This window comes from Streptomyces sp. NPDC055025 (genome assembly GCF_053608565.1).
The window spans coordinates 94,218-110,499 of the sequence record NZ_JBSGVS010000026.1 but is presented as its reverse complement, the minus strand read 5'-3'; the positions used below and the strand labels follow the sequence as shown (position 1 = coordinate 110,499).

General features: G+C 72.8%; 13 protein-coding genes. 3 read left to right on the top strand and 10 right to left on the bottom strand.

The window, feature by feature from the left end; all coding sequences use genetic code 11:
- Positions 1 to 246 precede the first annotated feature (246 nt).
- Positions 247 to 480, top strand: a complete 234-nt coding sequence (locus ACWGDX_RS18130; protein ID WP_453626667.1) for a chaplin — start codon at positions 247 to 249, stop codon at positions 478 to 480.
- 91 nt (positions 481 to 571) lie between these two features.
- The gene (locus ACWGDX_RS18125) at positions 572 to 1,606 is read left to right on the top strand and encodes a chaplin family protein (RefSeq protein WP_453626665.1); all 1,035 of its coding nucleotides are present in this window, start codon (positions 572 to 574) and stop codon (positions 1,604 to 1,606) included.
- Between the two features lie 116 nt (positions 1,607 to 1,722).
- Here the strand turns inward: ACWGDX_RS18125 and ACWGDX_RS18120 are convergent, their stop codons facing one another.
- Both ACWGDX_RS18120 and ACWGDX_RS18115 read right to left on the bottom strand, forming a co-directional pair.
- The gene (locus ACWGDX_RS18120) at positions 1,723 to 3,012 is read right to left on the bottom strand and encodes an NAD(P)-binding domain-containing protein (protein WP_453626663.1); all 1,290 of its coding nucleotides are present in this window, start codon (positions 3,010 to 3,012) and stop codon (positions 1,723 to 1,725) included.
- A 144-nt stretch (positions 3,013 to 3,156) separates the two neighbouring features.
- On the bottom strand, positions 3,157 to 4,563 hold the full coding sequence (locus ACWGDX_RS18115) for a carboxylate--amine ligase (RefSeq protein WP_453626661.1): 1,407 nt from the start codon (positions 4,561 to 4,563) through the stop codon (positions 3,157 to 3,159).
- Positions 4,564 to 4,727: 164 nt separating this feature from the next.
- Here ACWGDX_RS18115 and ACWGDX_RS18110 point away from each other — a divergent pair, with 164 nt between their 5' ends.
- Complete coding sequence (locus ACWGDX_RS18110; RefSeq protein WP_453626659.1) at positions 4,728 to 6,056, top strand: glycoside hydrolase family 26 protein; 1,329 nt, start codon at positions 4,728 to 4,730, stop codon at positions 6,054 to 6,056.
- A gap of 3 nt (positions 6,057 to 6,059) precedes the next feature.
- On the opposite strand, the gene ACWGDX_RS18105 is transcribed toward ACWGDX_RS18110, so the two are convergent.
- The 8 genes from ACWGDX_RS18105 to ACWGDX_RS18070 all read right to left on the bottom strand — a co-directional run bounded on the left by ACWGDX_RS18105 (position 6,060) and on the right by ACWGDX_RS18070 (position 16,275).
- On the bottom strand, positions 6,060 to 7,139 hold the full coding sequence (locus tag ACWGDX_RS18105) for a GNAT family N-acetyltransferase (RefSeq protein ID WP_453626657.1): 1,080 nt from the start codon (positions 7,137 to 7,139) through the stop codon (positions 6,060 to 6,062).
- A gap of 176 nt (positions 7,140 to 7,315) precedes the next feature.
- Positions 7,316 to 7,978 (bottom strand): lipopolysaccharide biosynthesis protein, encoded by a 663-nt coding sequence (locus tag ACWGDX_RS18100; RefSeq protein WP_453626655.1) that lies wholly within the window; start codon positions 7,976 to 7,978, stop codon positions 7,316 to 7,318.
- A gap of 2 nt (positions 7,979 to 7,980) precedes the next feature.
- The gene (locus ACWGDX_RS18095) at positions 7,981 to 9,249 is read right to left on the bottom strand and encodes a glycosyltransferase (RefSeq protein ID WP_453626653.1); all 1,269 of its coding nucleotides are present in this window, start codon (positions 9,247 to 9,249) and stop codon (positions 7,981 to 7,983) included.
- Positions 9,246 to 10,031 (bottom strand): polysaccharide deacetylase family protein, encoded by a 786-nt coding sequence (locus tag ACWGDX_RS18090; protein WP_453626651.1) that lies wholly within the window; start codon positions 10,029 to 10,031, stop codon positions 9,246 to 9,248. The genes ACWGDX_RS18095 and ACWGDX_RS18090 overlap by 4 nt, the downstream gene beginning before the upstream one ends.
- Positions 10,021 to 11,790 (bottom strand): lipid II flippase MurJ, encoded by a 1,770-nt coding sequence (locus ACWGDX_RS18085; protein ID WP_453626649.1) that lies wholly within the window; start codon positions 11,788 to 11,790, stop codon positions 10,021 to 10,023. Before ACWGDX_RS18085 ends, ACWGDX_RS18090 begins: the two co-directional genes overlap by 11 nt.
- Positions 11,787 to 13,346 (bottom strand): O-antigen ligase family protein, encoded by a 1,560-nt coding sequence (locus ACWGDX_RS18080; protein ID WP_453626647.1) that lies wholly within the window; start codon positions 13,344 to 13,346, stop codon positions 11,787 to 11,789. The genes ACWGDX_RS18085 and ACWGDX_RS18080 overlap by 4 nt, the downstream gene beginning before the upstream one ends.
- The gene (locus ACWGDX_RS18075; protein ID WP_453626645.1) at positions 13,346 to 14,998 is read right to left on the bottom strand and encodes a sugar transferase; all 1,653 of its coding nucleotides are present in this window, start codon (positions 14,996 to 14,998) and stop codon (positions 13,346 to 13,348) included. The genes ACWGDX_RS18080 and ACWGDX_RS18075 overlap by 1 nt, the downstream gene beginning before the upstream one ends.
- A complete protein-coding gene (locus ACWGDX_RS18070) occupies positions 14,995 to 16,275 on the bottom strand; it encodes a glycosyltransferase (protein WP_453626643.1) in 1,281 nt (426 codons plus the stop codon). The genes ACWGDX_RS18075 and ACWGDX_RS18070 overlap by 4 nt, the downstream gene beginning before the upstream one ends.
- Positions 16,276 to 16,282: the final 7 nt, after the last annotated feature.

Below are 16,282 nucleotides of genomic sequence, written 5' to 3'. Positions count from 1 at the left end.
GGGCAACGACGCCCCGGCCGGCCCGTCGCCGTATTCCACGAACGGCCCCTTTTTATGCAGAAACGAAAATCCCGAATACCTTCACGCGGCAATCGAGTGAACCGGAGAAGGCCGTAAAACAGCACAGTTTCCTCGCCAAGGGCCAACTCGTTGGTGTTCCAGCAGCGGACGCAGGAGCGGAGAATTCGATGCTCGCGTGCCACGACAGTCGTGCGGACGGGAACGCCGCTGCGGAAAGGGCTCACGATGAAATGCAAGAAGGCCGCAACAGTCGTCGCAGGTCTGCTCATGACGATGGGCGCCGCGGCTCCTGCCATGGCCGATGCCGAAGCCGAGGGCGTCGCAGTCGGTTCTCCCGGCGTGCTCTCGGGCAATGTCCTTCAGATTCCCATTCACGTACCCATCAACCTGTGCGGTAACACCATCGACGTCATCGGTGTACTGAACCCCGCTTTCGGCAACGTCTGCTTCAACAACTGACGTTGTCCGTCCGGTCCCGAAGCGCGGGGTTCCCCTGCTTCGGGACCGGTCTCGGTCGGCCCCGATGTCACAGCAGGAGGAGAAGAGATAGATGCGAGACCTCATCAGCAAAGGGCTGCTCACCGCCGCGGCGGCGTCGAGCGTGCTGTCCCTGAGCGGTGGCTATGCCATCGCGGTGGAGAGCGACGGGGTGGCCGCCAGATCACCGGGTGTGCTCTCGGGCAACAATGTCCAGGCACCCATTGAGGTCCCGGTCAATGTCTGCGGGAACACCGTCGACGTCGTCGGAGTGGGCAATCCCGCTTTCGGCAACGGCTGTGGCAATGCGTCGGGCCGGCCGGGACACTCGGCGGCGCACGAGCGGACCTCGTCGCACCCGTCCCGCCAGGCACCCCCGTCCCACCCCGCGCACCAGGCACCCCTGGCGCCGCAGCGGCAGGACGACCGGACGCCGTCCGCCCCTCAGGGGCCGGACCACGCCCCGGTGGCCGCCCCGGAGGACACGCCCGCCCACGCACCGCGGCGGCACGAGACGCACCCCCGCACGGAAGGGCACCCCCGGCAGGAGGCCGTGGGCACCGGCGCCGCCGCCAGTGCCATCGCCAAGGGATCGCCGGGTGTGGGCTCGGGCAATGTCGTCCAGGCACCGCTCCACATTCCGCTGAACCTCTGCGGCAACTCCGCCGATCTGATCGGCGTCCTCAACCCGGCGTTCGCCAACCGGTGTGAGAACGGCGCGCCGATGACGGCCCCCGGGATCCCCGCGCACCCGCTGCCGGAGCCCCCCGGAACGCCCACTGGCCCGGAGACCCCCGGGACCCCCGGAGGTGAGGAGACCCCCGGGACTCCCGGAGGCGAGGAGCCGCCCGGGACCCCCGGAGGTGAGGAGCCGCCCGGCGGCACGGGGATCACACCGCCCGCTCCGCACGCACCCCCGGGGAACAGGGTCATTCCCGACACGGTCCCTCCGGCCACGCCCTCCCGGCCCGGGTCCCCCGCGAACGTCACGGAACTCGCCTCCACCGGCAGTGACGCCGGTCTGCTCGGCATGGCGGCGATGAGCATGGGTCTGCTGCTCGGCGGCGGGATCCTGTACCGGCGCAGCACCGCGCCCGCCCGTGTCTGACATCGACTGACCGCGGACGCCGACGTATCCGGCCGGCCGGGAGAATCGCGGCGGATCCTCCCGGCCGGCGGACCTGGACGAGCAGGCCCTGACGCCGCGTCAGGTCGCTGATCGCTTCAGGTCAGCAGGGACTTCCCGGCCGTCGCCGACATCGGCTCCGCCGCGGGCGACGCCTGCCGCTGCCGGACCGTACCGAGCGACCCGCCGCGCGATCCGAGCCGCCGCCGCACCCCCCGTACCAGCCGCTCGGCGGTATACGCGGCGCCGTACACGAAGCGCATCGAGGGGCCGAACGACGGCGCGCTCAGCAGCCCGGCCACGAAGAGCCCCGGGTGCGAGGACTCGAAGAGCGGGCTCGCCTCGGGCGCGGTGCTGGGGGAGACCGTCGCCAGCGCGGCCCGCAGTTCGCCGCCGAGCAGACCGAGCCGTTCCAGCCCCGGGGTGAATCCGGTGGCGGCGATGACATGGTCGGTCTCCACGGTCTGCACCCGGCCGGTGGTGGCGACCAGTTCGAGCCGTACCCCGCCGTTGTCCATCAGGTCCGCGCTCGCCAGACTCTCACCCAGCCTGACATCCACCGCCGGCTCGAACCGCTCCCGCAGCCACCACGCGCCCGCCGGTCCCAGCGCCGAGGTGAAGACACGCGCCCGGGTCGGGGCGGGCAGCCGCCGGAAGAGGCCCGGGGTCTCCGCGTAGAGCCAGTTCTTCCATCCGCAGCCCAGTCCGGTGTGCGGCATACGGACCGTCTCCCTGACGGGGCGGTCCAGGGGCGGCGGCAGGGTGTTCCAGTTCAGCCGGCCGGAGCGGGCCACCACCCTGACGGTGGTGCCCTGTTCGGCGAGGAGGGCCGCGGTCTCCAGAGCCGCCTGGCCCGCGCCGATGACGGTCACGTCCCGCCCCACGAAGCGCGTCAGATCCGCGTGGTGACTGCTGTGCGTCACCTGCTCGCGGGTGAGCGCGTGCAGAGGCGCGGGGATGTCGATGAAGGGCATCACCCCGACCGCGAGCGCCACCGTACGGGCGAGCACACTCTCGCCGTCCTCGGTGGAGAGCCGGAATCCGCCCAGGACGGGCTGGACGGCCGTGACCATGCGTTCGTCGACGGGCGGGACCGCGCGCTCCGCGAACCAGAGTCCGTACGAGGCGAAGAAGCCGACCGGCAGCGGAACGCCGTGCCGTACCTCCACCCCCTGCGTGGCCGCGTAGTCGGCCAGACCGAACGCGCCCGCCGGATCGCAGAGATTCGACGCCCACGGTTCGGATTTCAGATACATCCCGGGGGGCATGTGGTCCCGCCATGAGGCCATCGGCCTGCCGAAGACCCGCAGATCGAGTCCGGCCGCCGCGGCGTGCGCGGCGATGGAGAGTCCATAGGGGCCTGCGCCCACCACTACCAGGTCGTACATCAATGTGTTCCGCTCTCTGTGCCGGGATGGTCAGTCGTGGTGTCTGTCGTGGTGATCGGTTGGATCTGTGCGGTAGGTGACGGTCCGTCGGGGACGCGCTCCGAGGCCGGGCCGGTCGGACCGGCCATGCCGGTCATGCCGGAATCAGGGCCGCTGCGACACGGGGACGCCCCGGACGGAACCGGCCGGGCTGCGTCCGCGCCTGAGCACGGGAGTCGTCCTCGGCAGCGCGGGATCGTGACGCCCGGAGTCACCCCTGCGCCGGTCGGTCGCGATACCCCCGAGCACCCGGCCCAGCCCGTTCCGGCCCCTGCGTACCGCGTGCAGCCCGAAGGCGACGGCCATGGCGTACGCGGGCCGCGGATCGTCCAGCGCGAACCACGCGGCCTCCATGGTCATGGACCGGTCCGCCGCCCCGCCGCGCCCGTCCGCGCCCACGGTGTGCGCGCCGTCGTGCCCGAGGCGTCCGGCGCCCCGCGCGCGGCCGGAGGGCAGCACGGAGAGGGCCGACAGCAGCGCGTAGTTCTCCACCACGAAGGTCCTGCCGTGCGCCGCGGCCTGTACGGGGACGGCCCGGCCGGTGAGATCGAGATGGAGCGCCCGTACGACGTCCGTGCCCGAGCGGTCGGTGAAGAGCCGGAACTGCGCGCCGGGCCGGGGGTTGAAGTCGAGGAGATGGTAGGCGCCTGTCGCGGTGTCACGGCGGAAGTCGAGATCGAGGATCCCGCGGTAGCCGAGCGCGGAGACCATCTGACGGGCCGTCCGCTCCACGGCCGGATTGGGCAGCCAGGTGCCCACCGCGGTCAGCCCGGCCCCCACCGGCCAGGATCTCTCCTTGCGCCCGGCCGCCCCGACCAGGCACTCGCCTCCGGAGCCGCTGTATCCGTGGAAGAACCAGTCCAGTCCCCGGCCGTACGGCAGGAACTCCTGGAGGAGCAGTCCGCTGCCCGCCTCGGCGCTGCGTCCGTACAGCTCACGGGCCTCGTCGGCGGAGCGTACGAGCACGGTGCTGCGCAGCCCGGCCGCCTCGGGAAGGAGCCAGGGCCTGCTCCACTTCGCGATGACCGGCAGTCCGAGCGAGCGGACGGCGTCCGCCGCCTCCGCCGCGCAGCCGGGGATCACCGTCCTCGGATGGGGGATGCCGAGGTCCCGGCAGATACCCACCAGCTCCGCCTTGTCCGCGACCCGCTCCGGCAGTCCTGACGGCTGTTCAGGCAGCAGGTAACGGCCGGTCAGACAGGACTGGAGCTGTCCGACGGTGATGGCGCTCAGATCGTCCATGGGGATCAGCACGGCCGGCCTCCCGAGCCGGTCGGAGACCTGGACCAGCAGTCGCTGAATCTCCGCCAGATCCCGGCAGCCGTCGGGTCTTGGGTGTGTGCGGCGCAGATAGCGGGAGTGCCCGACGGGGCCGCGCGCGGCCTCGACCACCGTGTGCACCTCGATCCCGGCCCGGCCGAGAGACCGGACGGCGCCCAGCGTCCCGTGGTGGAAGGGGTTCTGGTCGAGCCTCATGAGTACGGCGGGAACACGGGTGTCAAAGCTCGGCACAGTGGTGTCCTTCAATTCGATGGCCCAAGCGGGGGATGAAATTCACGAACGGACTACTAGAACGCCAGGCCGGGTTCTCGTTCGGCTCATTAGAAATACTTTTGAAGGAGCGTGACCACGGCTCGCGGCCACGGAAGAGAGCTCAACTCGCAAGGAGCTTGTATATGTCCCATCGACGTCGACGGCTGACCGCCACGTGTCTGGGTGTGGTCATGGCCGGTCTCCTTTCCTCGGGCACGGCGCTGTCCGCTCCGGGTGACGCGAACGATCCGGACACGGTGTCCGGCCACAGGCCTCCACAGGCATCCGCCCCCGCGACAGGCGCGTATCTCGACTTCGGCCCGAAAGGCGTCGAGCGCATCGCCGCCATGCAGAAATGGCTCGGCGGTACGGAACTGCGGGTCGGGCACAGCTATCTGCCGGGGGACGTGTGGTCCAACATCGAGGGCGCCCCGGAATTCCTGGCGGACTGGGCCGCATGGCGAAAGGCCAGGGACAACCGCATGTTCGTGCTCAACGTCCCCATGCTGGAGCACACCGAGGACCGGGTACGTGACTCGCATGTCCGCCGTGAGCTGTTCAAGGGCGCGGCGGGTCTGTACGACGGACACTTCACCACCCTGGCCCGGCGCCTCGTCCGCCTCGGTGTCCCGGACACGGTGATCGTGCTCGGCTGGGAGATGAACGGAGACACGTACACCCATCGCTGCGGACCCGCCCCGATGGCGTGGCGGAGATACTGGCAGCGCATCGTCACCGCCATGCGCGCGGTGCCCGGACAGAAATTCCGTTTCGACTTCGCGCCCAACCGGGGGCTGGACGACATTCCCTGGACGGCGTGTTATCCGGGCGACGACTACGTGGACATCATGGGCATGGACTCGTACGACCAGCCGCCGGGCCGGACCTTCGACGAACAGGTCGACGAGCCCTTCGGACTCCGGCACCATGTGAACTTCGCCGCCGCGCATGGAAAGGTGATCTCCTATCCGGAGTGGGGCCTCTTCCGTAACGGTGACAACCCCGAATACATGCGACGCATGCTCCAGTGGATCGACACGTACAAACCGCTCTACAACACCGTCACCGACTACTGTCCGCACGGCGTGTGGCAGTGCGAGGAGAATCCCGAGTCGTCGAAGGTGTACCGGTCCATGCTCTACGGCCGGGTGCCGGAACCGGCGCCGACACCCACAGCGACACCCACTCCGGCACCCACACCCACTCCGACGCCGACCCCGGCGTCCCCCGGGACCTCCGGGACGCCCGCGCCGGAGCCGGCCGCGCCGGAGCCCGCTCCCGTCCCGACGCCCGTCCCGACGCCCACCCCGGCACCGGCCGTCGGACCCGTGTCGGGCCCCACGCCCGTGCCGGCCGGGCTGCCCGCCCGTCCGCCGGTCTGTACGCCGATGGACCTCGGTCCCTGGATCGAGGGATGGCTCGGCGGCAAGGTCTGCCTCCCTCTCACCTGGTGGCGCAGGCTCGGCTCCTGAGGCTCAGTCCCGGCGCATCCGCTTGACCAGCGCGGCGGCCCGCCCCCGGGCCGCCGCGTGCCCGATCAGCAGCCGCAGCGAAGGCTCCAGACAGGGCCGGGAGAGCAGATAGCGCTGATTGCGGACGGTCTCCGGGCGCCAGTGGTGCTTGTACGGCTCGTTGCCGCGCAGCATGCTCAGCGTGGTGCGTCCGCTCCCGCCGATCTGCCGCGCCCCGCTCCGCAGCAGCATGGTGGCCACATCCACCTTCCTGGCGCGCAGCCCGGGATCGGCCCCGTACAGATAGCCGCCCGCCAGCGTCCCCGACATCAGGGTGAGATCCGCCGCCAGCACCTCCCCGGCCAGCAGGAACTCGGTCACGCGCGCGTCGCCGTACCCGGCCATCGCCCGTACCGAACGGCTGAGATGGTTGTGGAAGCGCGTGCTGAGATGCTCGGCGGTGACCCCGCGGCCCTGCCACTGGAGCCGGTGCAGTTCCAGCAGCCGTGCGACCGCGAGCGGGATCTCCTCCTCGGGCACCACCCGCTCGTCGATACCGAGCGAGTCCAGCTTGCGCAGCTTCGCGCGGAAGCGCTGGGCACGCGAGGAGGCGAGCCTGCCGAGCAGCTCGTCCATGGGAACGGCGGGCAGCTCCAGACAGACCGAGTCGGCCAGCTGCCGGCGCGGTCCGCTCCAGCAGGCGACGACACGTTCCGCCGCGGCGCCCGGCCGTACCTCCCGCAGATCGATCACCGCCGTACGGGCCACCTCCCGCAGAGCCCTGGCCAGCGCGGCCGCCGCGGCCTCGGGGCAGCGGTCGTCCAGCAGGACGTCGGAGAAGTCGGAGATGGTCCCGCCGAGCGGTACGAGGACGGGGACGGGGCGGTGGACCAGCATCAGCGGCGCCGCCGCGACCAGTTGTCCGGCCCGCCGTACGAGCACGACCCGCAGCCGGCCGGGCGTGCCGTACGACACCCACCAGGAGTGCAGCCAGGCGTGGTTCTGGAACGGGGTGGCGTTACGGGAGCGGCGGTGCAGCGTGTGCCAGTCGGGCCCGAGCGCGGCGAAGCGGCCGATGTCCCGGCACACCTCCGTGGTGAACACCGACCCGGAGACGGACGAGGCGGACGGTGCCGACGGGGAGGAAGAGGGGAGGGAGGAAGAAGAGGGGAGGGGGGCGGAGGGCAGGGGGGACGCGGAAGACGCGGAGGGCGCGGCGGCGGAGCGCGTGCGGGCCGCCGCCGAGGGCATTCCGGTCGCCCGTCTCGATTCTGTGTGCATCAGACTGTCTCCGGCTGTGGTTGGGATGCCGTCGCCGGGCCCGGGACGGTCACATGGACCTGCTCGGCCCGCCGCCTCGGCCTGACCAGCAGACCGAGCCCGCCGAGCAGCCCGCCCGCGCTCGCGCCGACCAGGGCCGCCAGGGGCGGGGACGCCGAGACCGGACCGGTCGGCTCGACCGCCCGGGAGAACTGGAGCACCCGTACGTTCGTACTGCCCTGCAAGTGGGTGCCGTTGACGACCAGGGAGCGCGCGACGCCGTCCGCCATGTTCACGGCCGTGGCCGCCTCGGACGAGGTCGCCGTCACGGAGATCATCGGAGCGTCCGGCGAAGTGGCCGTCCGCACATTCTTCTTGAGGGTCTCCACCGACACCCCGGACCAGACCGGCGCGTCACCGAGCAGCGCCACCTGGGAGGCGATCCGTCCGTACGCCGTCGCGAATCCGAGGGCCGCGGCCGGGTCGGACTTCTCCGTCGGTACGACCAGGACATAGCTGGTGGCCATGTACTCGGGGGTACGGAGCAGTCCGTACGCGCCCCCGGCCAGCGCCCCGGCCAGCGCCGCCGCCGGCACGATCCCCCAGACGGGCAGCGCCTTCAGCCTCGCCGACGCCGGAATGCGCCGCGCGGCCCGGCGCCGCGGAGGACTCGACTGGTTCATGATCAACTCACCTCTCGGGTGGGGGCCGTACCGCGCACGGCATGCCCGTACACCGTCATCAGTTGTTCGGCACTGTGGGAGATGTCGTAATGGCGCGCCGCCCTGGGCACGGGCAGCCGGCGCGGACCCGTCTCCTCGAACCGCCGCAGATCGGCGACCAGTTCGGGCACGGAACCGCTGATCTGCCGTGCTCCAGGGGCGTCGGTGGCCGGCAGGTCGTGCAGCGCGGGGCAGGTGACATGGAGCACCGGCAGTCCGGCCGCGAGCGCCTCGACGACGGCGAGTCCGAAGGCCTCGTCGTAGGAGGTGGACACGAAGACGTCCATGGCCGCGAGCAGGGACGGCAGATCGGCCCCGAGGTACGGCCTTCCCGGCGACCCGTCCGGCGACCCGTCCGGCGATCCGTCCGGCAATCCGTCCGAAGGCCCGGTCGACGGCGCGGTCGACGACTTCTCCGATGATCCTCCGAAGTCCCCGCCCCGCGCCCCCGGATGGATCCGCGGCGGATCCTCACAGGCGCCGTGCAGCAGGATCCGATGGGCCGCTCCCCGCCGCCGTGCCAGCCGCCGCAGCCGCTCCCGCTCGGGTCCATCGCCGACCAGGAGGAGTCTGGCGCCCGGCAGTTCGGTGACGGCCCGTACGAGCGTGTCGAAGCGTTTGCTGGGGGTCAGCCGTCCGACACCGCCCACCACGAAGGCGTCCTGCGGCAGCCCGAGACGGCTCCGGGCGGCGCGGCGCGCGCTCTCGTCGTAGCCGAAGCGTCCGACGTCGATGCCGTTGGGCACGATATGGATCCGGTCGTGGCGCACCCCCCAGCGCTCCAGCCGGCGCGCGACGGTGGCGGAGACGGCGACCGTCGCGGTGCCGAGTCGCTCGCCCGCGAGATAGAGCGCGCGGGCGCCGGTGGAGAGCTGTCTGCCCTCGATCTGAACGGCGCCCAGGGAGTGTTCGGTGGCCACGATGGTCCGTACGCCCGCGAGACGGGCCGCGAACCGTCCGTACAGACAGGCCCGGTAGAGATGGGTGTGCACCAGGTCGTACCGCCCCTGCTTGACCAGCTTGGTCAGTCTGGGCAGCGCGCCGAGGTCCTTGTTGCCCGTCATGGCGAGATCCGTGACGGGGACGCCGTCGGCGACGATCCCCTCGGCGACCGGACCGGGGTTGGTGAGGGTGATGACCTCGCTCTCGGTCGGCAGCCGGCTCAGCAGGAGCCGCAGTTGCTGCTCGGCGCCGCCGATTCCGAGGCCGGTGATGATGTGCAGCACTCTCACGGTCCCGTCCTCCCGCCCGTGCCGACCAGGGCGTCGGCGTACACGGCGTACTCCGCGGCCGGGACGGGCTCGCGGCGCCAGCGGTGCAGCCGCCGTTTGAGAAGCAGCCGCGCTCCGGTGTCCCGCTCGCCGACATGGACCCGGGGCAGGGCGAGCATCCCGGTCAGCGCGCCGGGGCTGATGGCACAGGCGTAGGTGTAACCGGCGTCCCGTACGGCCGCGACGACCCGGGCGTCGACCGTGCCGTACGGATAGCAGAAGCCGCTCACCTCGGCGCCGGTAAGGGCTCGGAGCAGCTCCCTGCTCCGCCCGGTCTCGGCGGCGAGCAGTGTGTCGTCGGCCCTGGTCAGATCGGTGTGGCGCAGTCCGTGGGAGCCGATCTCCATCCCCGACGCGGCGGCTTCGCGGATGCCGTCCGCGGTGAGCAGGGGCTTACGGGGGCCGAGCCTGTCCCATTCGTTCGTACCGCCGAGACGGCCGGGCAGGACGAAGACCGTGGCGGTGAAGCCGTACGCGTGCAGCAGCGGTACGGCACGCTCCAGGAAGTCCGCGTATCCGTCGTCGAAGGTGAGTCCGACGAGTCCGGCGCCGCGGCCCTCGGCGCGGGCGCGCAGCAGCCGCTCCATACCGACGCCGGTCAGTCCGCGCCGGCTCAGCCAGCGCAACTGCCGTTCGAGCCTGGCCGGTGAGACGGTCACCTGATAGGGGTCGTCGGCGGTGTCGGCGACGGAGTGGTACATGGCTGCCCACAAGGGGCCTGGGGACACCGTGTCAGCGGGCATGTGCGAGCTTTCGTGTGAGGGGGCGGAGGAGGGTGTCGATCTCGGGCGCCTGAAGGGCGCGGGCGATGACGAGGAACACGGCGGCGACGGCCGCGCAGGCCGCCGTGGCGCCCAGTACGGGTGAGGGGATGAGGTTTCCGCAGAGCCAGCCGGAGCCGGTGGCCGCCGCGGCGGCGGAGCTGAGTTTGACCAGTCCGCCGGTCATGGAGCGGATGTCGACGGGCACGCTGTGGCGGCCGACGCCGTGCAGCATCAGGGCGGCGGTGAGCGTGATGCCGAGGGCGTTGGCCGCGGCGATACCGAGCACGCCCCAGACGCCGACGAGCAGGGCGCCCGCGCCCGTGGTCACGGCGAGCCCGGTGAGCATGGCGAGCGCGGGGAACCAGAGCGGGCGCGCGGCGGAGAAGTAGCAGCGCACCAGCGCCCCGACGAGGGTGTGGCCGAGCAGACCGAGCGCGTAGACCCGCATCACATCGGCGGTCGCCGCCGTGTCGGCCCGGTCGAAGGCGCCGCGCTGGAAGAGCACTTCGATGATCTGCGGCGCACAGGCGATCACCGTGGCCGCGCCGACCAGCACGATCATCCCGGCGAGCGCGAGATCGCGTTCGACCCGCCGCCGCGCCCGGTCGGTCTCCCCCGCCGCCATGGCGCGTGCGATCACCGGGAAGGTGACGGTGCACAGCATCATGGAGAGCGTCATCGGGATCTGCGCGACCTTCTGCGCGTAGTTGAGATGCGAGATGGCACCGGCGGGCAGCGGCGCGGCGAGGAACCGCTCGATGAGGACCTGCGACTGCCTGCTGAGCGCGAAGACGACGACGGGCGCGAGCAGGGCGAGCGTGACGGGCGGTCCGCTCCCCTCGCCCTTCGCGGCGCTGTCGGCGACGGGCCGGCGCTCCGTCAGTCTGCGCCAGAGGAACGGCACTTGGACGAGCACCATCAGCACCCCGCCGAGGGCGACCCCGGCGGCGGCGGCCCGTACCCCCCATCGGTCGGTGACCACCAGCATCGTCGTGATGATGGCGGTGTTGTAGACGGCGTAGATCATCGCGGGTGCGAGAAAACTGCCGTGCGCGCGCAGTGCCGCGCTGCAGTACCCGGCCATGCCGAAGGTGAAGGCGCAGGTCGCGGTCAGCCGGGTGCAGTCGACGGCCAGCCGCGGTTCGGGCAGACCGGGCGCGAGGACGGCCACCACCCAGGGCGCGGCGGCGATCAGCAGGGCCGCGCCCGCGCTGAGGGCGAGACAGAGCCTGGGCAGGGTCGTCCGCAGGAGAAGCAGTACGGGGTCCTGCCCGCGCGGCGGCCCGGCGGTCCTGCGGGCCAGCGCCAGGCTGAAGGCCGGTACGAGGATCAGGGCCATGGCGTCCTCGATGAGGAGCGTGGCCGCGACCTCGGGGACGGTCCAGGCGACGAGGAAGGCGTCGGTGTCGGGACCCGCGCCGTAGAGATGGGCGATGGTCTGGTCGCGGACGAGACCGAGGAGGGCCCCGGCGGCGGTCAGCAGGGCGGTGAGGAACGCGGCCCGTGCCAGGAACCGCCCGGAGGAGAAGGCGCCGCGCGCCCCGGAACCCTCCCGGGAGTCCGGCGGCGAGGACGGCGAAGGCTCCGGCGACGAGGGTGCCGGCTCCGGCGCGGGTGACGGCTCCGGCGCGGAGGTCCCGGGAGGGGCCTCCGAAGGGGTCCGCGCGCAGGAGGGCGACGGGGACACCGGGGGCGAGGGCGGGGGTACCGCGGGCAGGGGCTGCCTCGTATCGGTCACGCGGAGGCAGCCCCGCTCCTGGTCTCACGATCACGGTCCCGGCCCCGGGCCGGACCCAGCGCCCACCACGCGGCCAGTCCGAACATCACGGCCGTCAGCACGGTGGACGGCCCGCCGATGTCCGCGTAGCTGAAGTCCACGAACTGCCAGACCAGCAGTCCGACAACGGCGAGGGCGCAGTCGCCGCCGCGGTGTCCTCCGTGGCCCCGGTGTCCGTCGCGGCCCCGGTGTCCGTCGCGCGAACGGCGCGGACCGGGCAGTCCGCGCAGTGCGAGGACGAGCAGCGCGGCCCAGCTTCCCGCCAGGGCCGTGATCCCCAGCACCCCCTGTTCGCTGAGCACCAGCAGATACATGTTGTGCGGGGAGAGCAGCGGCTGACGCTGGAAGCCGAGGCCCGCCCCCGCCGTGTCGCTGCCCGAGGAGAGCCCCAGGGAGGCGTGGCTGTCGCGGTGGGCGGGAAAGCCCTTCAGCCCGACGCCGGTGACCGGCCGCTCCCGCCACATGTCGGTGGCGGCGGCCCACATCATGTAGCGGTCGGCGACGGACTGGTCGGGCGCGTCGGCGACCTGGGTGATGCTGTCGAGGCGCTCGCCGATCATCTGCGAGCCGATGCCGAGTCCGCCGACGAGGACCACTCCGAGCGCACCGGCGGAGAGCGCGACCACGGCCGCCCTGCGCGCCCCGGAGAGCGTGAGCTGGACGACGACGGCGGCGGCCGTGGCGATCCAGGCGCCACGGCTGAAGGACAGGGCGAGCGGTACGGTCAGCAGCCCGGCGCAGACCAGCGCGACGGCCCGCTGCCCGCCGGGCCCCCGTACACCGTGACCGTCGACACGAGCGGGACCCCGCACGCCGGGACCGTCGACGCGCCCCGGGCCGGGACCGTCGCCGGGACCGCGTACGGCGGGCACCGGAGCCAGCGCGAAGCCGACCGCGATGACCAGTCCGTACGCGACGACCGTGGCCATGCCCATGACGTCGGTGGCGCCGAAGGTGCCGACCGCGCGGATGTTCTCCCCCATGTACGAGGCGCCGGTGCCGGTCAGATACTGGGCGACGCCGATCGAGCCCTGCGCCAGCGCGAGAGCGACGACGGCCCCGGCGACGAGCCGGAAGTCGGCGCGGTCGCGGATCAGCAGCAGCAGCGCGCCCGGCACCAGCACGAAGATCTGGAGATAGCGCGCCAGACCGGGCAGGGTGGCCGCGGGTTCGTGCGCGGTGAGCGCGGCGACGGTCAGTCCCAGCACCGGAAGTCCCAGCACCAGCGCGGCGGTCCGGGTCAGCGGCCGGGCCCGCTCGCGCAGCACCCGGACCAGGCAGTAGACGACGAGCAGCGCGGAGGCCGCGTCCGCGACGCTTCCCGACCCGGCGGAGCCGTCCCCCGCCGGAGCCGTCGGTACGGCGATCAGCGCGACGACCGCCACGGCCGGCAGCACCGGCGCGTACCGCTGTGAGAACCGCCGCCAGGAGCCGGCCCGGCCCGCCGGACCCGCCGGGGCCGCCCGTCGCGGGCGGCGGGCGGCGGGCAGCGGGACGCCGAGGGCGTCGGCGGTCATCAGCTTCCCGCCGGACGGACCAGCGAGACCGCGGTCCGCAGCAGGATGCACACGTCCTGCCAGAGCGACCAGTGGTCGATGTAGTGGTTGTCGAACCGGGACCGGTCCTCGATGGAGGTGTCACCGCGCAGCCCGTGGACCTGTGCCAGTCCGGTGATACCGACGGGCATCCGGTGGCGGGCCGCGTAGCCGGGGTGGGTCTTGCTGAAGTTGGCGACGAAGAAGGGGCGTTCGGGCCGGGGGCCGACCAGGCTCATGTCACCGCGCAGTACGTTCCAGAGCTGGGGCAGCTCGTCCAGCGACGTACGGCGCAGAAAGCCGCCCACCGGGCTCAGCCGGAGATCGTTGGCGATGTTCCAGCGGGTGGCGGCCTCGTGGTCGTCGGCCGGACGCAGGGTACGGAACTTCAGCAGGGTGAAGGGGCGGCCGTTCTGGCCGATCCGTTCCTGGCGGAAGAGCACACCGGGGCCGTCGCCGAACCGTACGACCAGGGCGCAGATCAGCAGCACCGGCGAGATCGCCAGCAGGACGGGCACCGCGAGCGCCACGTCCAGCAGGCGTTTGGCGACCGTGCCGCGGCGGCGCGCGGCCGGCGCCTCCACCCGGCGCCAGGCGAATCCCCACAGATGCTGTCCCATGCCGGGGGCCGGGGCGGTGGTGTCCCAGGGGCCCGCGCCGATGAACGAGGTGGCACAGCCGTACTCGTGGAACAGCGCGACCAGGGGGGACCGCTCCGTACCCTCGCGGGAGCCGCCGAACCCGGGTCCCGCGAACGCCGGATCGCCGAACGCGGAATCGAGGTAGTCGCCGGGACCGGCACCGGGACGCGCGCCTGGCCCGGAGCCGGAGCCCGGACCGGGGTCGCCGTGGCCGGTGCCGATGAACAGCGCCTCCTGGACACCGTTCTGGATGATGGCCCGGTGGATCCCCTCGGTGGAGGTCAGCACCGGCAGCGCGGGGACGTCCGTACCACCGCCACCGCCGCGCCCGCCGTTCGCGCCGTCGTCCTGGCCGGGGGCGACGATCCCGACGGGCCGCAGTCCGTACTCGGGATGCTGGAGGAGCAGCGCCGCCAGCCGCCGGGCCGCCATGCCCGTACCGACGACCAGCGCGGACCGCGGCCGGTCGCGCGCCGTCGCGCGCCGGCGGGCGTGGACGAGTGAACGTCCGCCGCACGCCAGGGCGAGCTGGACGACGGCGCCGCCGAGGAGCGTCGTGATGTCCAGGGTGCGCGTGGGCAGGAGCGCGGCGAGTACGGCCGCGGCGGCGCACCACGAGGCGGCGACCCGGGCGGCCAGCGCGGGCAGTCGGTCCAGCGCCGAGGGGATGACGCCGGGCCGGTAGAGCCCGCCGAGCGCGTTCAGCGCGGTCACCCAGACGACGAGCTGGACGGCGAGGACGGTGTCGCGCCGCTCCTCGCCGAGGAGGGTGACGGACAGTACGGCGGCGAGCGCGTCCACCACGAGCAGCGCCGGCCCGGGGCGGGGCGGTCCGCCCGCGGGCCGCCGTGGCGGCAGTGCGACGCGGTCGGGGGTTTCCCGTGGAGGGGCGACGGAGACGCGCCCGAGGCGCTGTCCCGTGGCCCTGGCGGCCTGTCCCGTCGCCCTGGCGGGCCCGGACGGCGGCGGCACGCTGGTGCTTTCCGTGGTCACTGGGGGATCGGCTCCCTGCGCTCGGGGCGCGGCACGGCGGCGACTTCGCGGTACACGTCCGCGATGGCCTGCGCGGTCTGCCGCACGTCATAGGTGCTGAGTACGTGCTGCCGGCCCTGGCGGCCGATGGTTTCGCGCAGTGATCCGTCGCGGAGCAGGGTGCTCACGGCGGCGGCCAGCGCGGGCGGGTCCTCGGGCGGGGTGAGACAGAGGGTTTCGCGGCCGGGCGGCAGGCTCTCGCGGGCCCCGTCCACATCGCTCAGGACGACGGTCCTGCCGCTGGCCATGGCCTCCAGCGGGGCCACCGCCATGCCCTCCCAGCGGGACGGCAGGACCACCAGATCCGCCGCCCGGTACCAGGGCGCGGTGTCCGGTACGGCTCCCGCGAAGAGCACCGACGGCGGGGCGGTGGCGCGCAGCGTGTCGGCGTCGGGACCGTCACCGACGAGCACGAGCCGTGCCTGCGGCAACTGCCGTACGACCGGCTGCCAGGCCCGCAGGAGGATGTCCTGCCCCTTCTGCCTGCACAGCCGTCCCACGCACACCACGACGGGAGCGGTCGGCTCCAGCGCGGCGAGCAGGGGAAGGGAGGCACGGGCCGCGGCGCTCTCGGAGAGCGCGGTGTCCGTGGCACCGGGGTGTGTGCTGCCCGCGCGCCCGGGTGGTGCGCCGTCCGGCGCGGCTCCGCGGGCGTTTCCACCGGCGTTCCCGTTTCCGTGACCGCCCCCGAACCGTCCGACGTCGACCCCGTTGTGGACGACGGACCAGGAGGCGTGGATCCCGGCGCGCTCACCGGTGCGCCGCTCGGCCTCGCTGACGCAGACGACCCGGTCGGTCCACCGGACCGCCCACCGTTCCCAGTGTCTGGCCAGCCGGCCGGTCACCCCGCCGACCGCCTCGAACGACCAGGCGTGCGGCTGGAAGACGGTGGGCACCCGGCCCCGGACGGCCAGCCGTCCCGCGAGGCCGGCCTTGGCGCTGTGGGCGTGGAGCAGATCGGGGCGGATCAGCCCGACCAGCCGCCCGACCTGCCGTACCTCGTCCAGCAGTCCCGGTCCTGGGCTGCGGCCCGCCCGCCAGACATGGACCTCGGCCCCCCGGCGGGCCGCCGCCTCGGCGAGCGGGCCCTCCGGGGGACAGGCGACGGCGACACGGACTCCGGCGCCCACCTGTGCGCCGACCAGATCAAGGACCACGCGGGCCACTCCGCCGTCGACCGGCTGAACGAGATGGAGTGCTGTGAAGCCGGTCCCGGAACGGCGCCGTTGTGCCTGCACGCGCAAC

Bases quoted from the DNA above. Each gene is read 5' to 3' on its own strand.
- ACWGDX_RS18130 (WP_453626667.1), top strand. From the start codon at position 247: ATGAAATGCAAGAAGGCCGCAACAGTCGTCGCAGGTCTGCTCATGACG.
- ACWGDX_RS18125 (WP_453626665.1), top strand. From the start codon at position 572: ATGCGAGACCTCATCAGCAAAGGGCTGCTCACCGCCGCGGCGGCGTCG.
- ACWGDX_RS18110 (WP_453626659.1), top strand. From the start codon at position 4,728: ATGTCCCATCGACGTCGACGGCTGACCGCCACGTGTCTGGGTGTGGTC.
- ACWGDX_RS18100 (WP_453626655.1), bottom strand. From the start codon at position 7,978: ATGAACCAGTCGAGTCCTCCGCGGCGCCGGGCCGCGCGGCGCATTCCG.
- ACWGDX_RS18120 (WP_453626663.1), bottom strand. From the start codon at position 3,012: ATGTACGACCTGGTAGTGGTGGGCGCAGGCCCCTATGGACTCTCCATC.
- ACWGDX_RS18090 (WP_453626651.1), bottom strand. From the start codon at position 10,031: ATGCCCGCTGACACGGTGTCCCCAGGCCCCTTGTGGGCAGCCATGTAC.
- ACWGDX_RS18080 (WP_453626647.1), bottom strand. From the start codon at position 13,346: ATGACCGCCGACGCCCTCGGCGTCCCGCTGCCCGCCGCCCGCCGCCCG.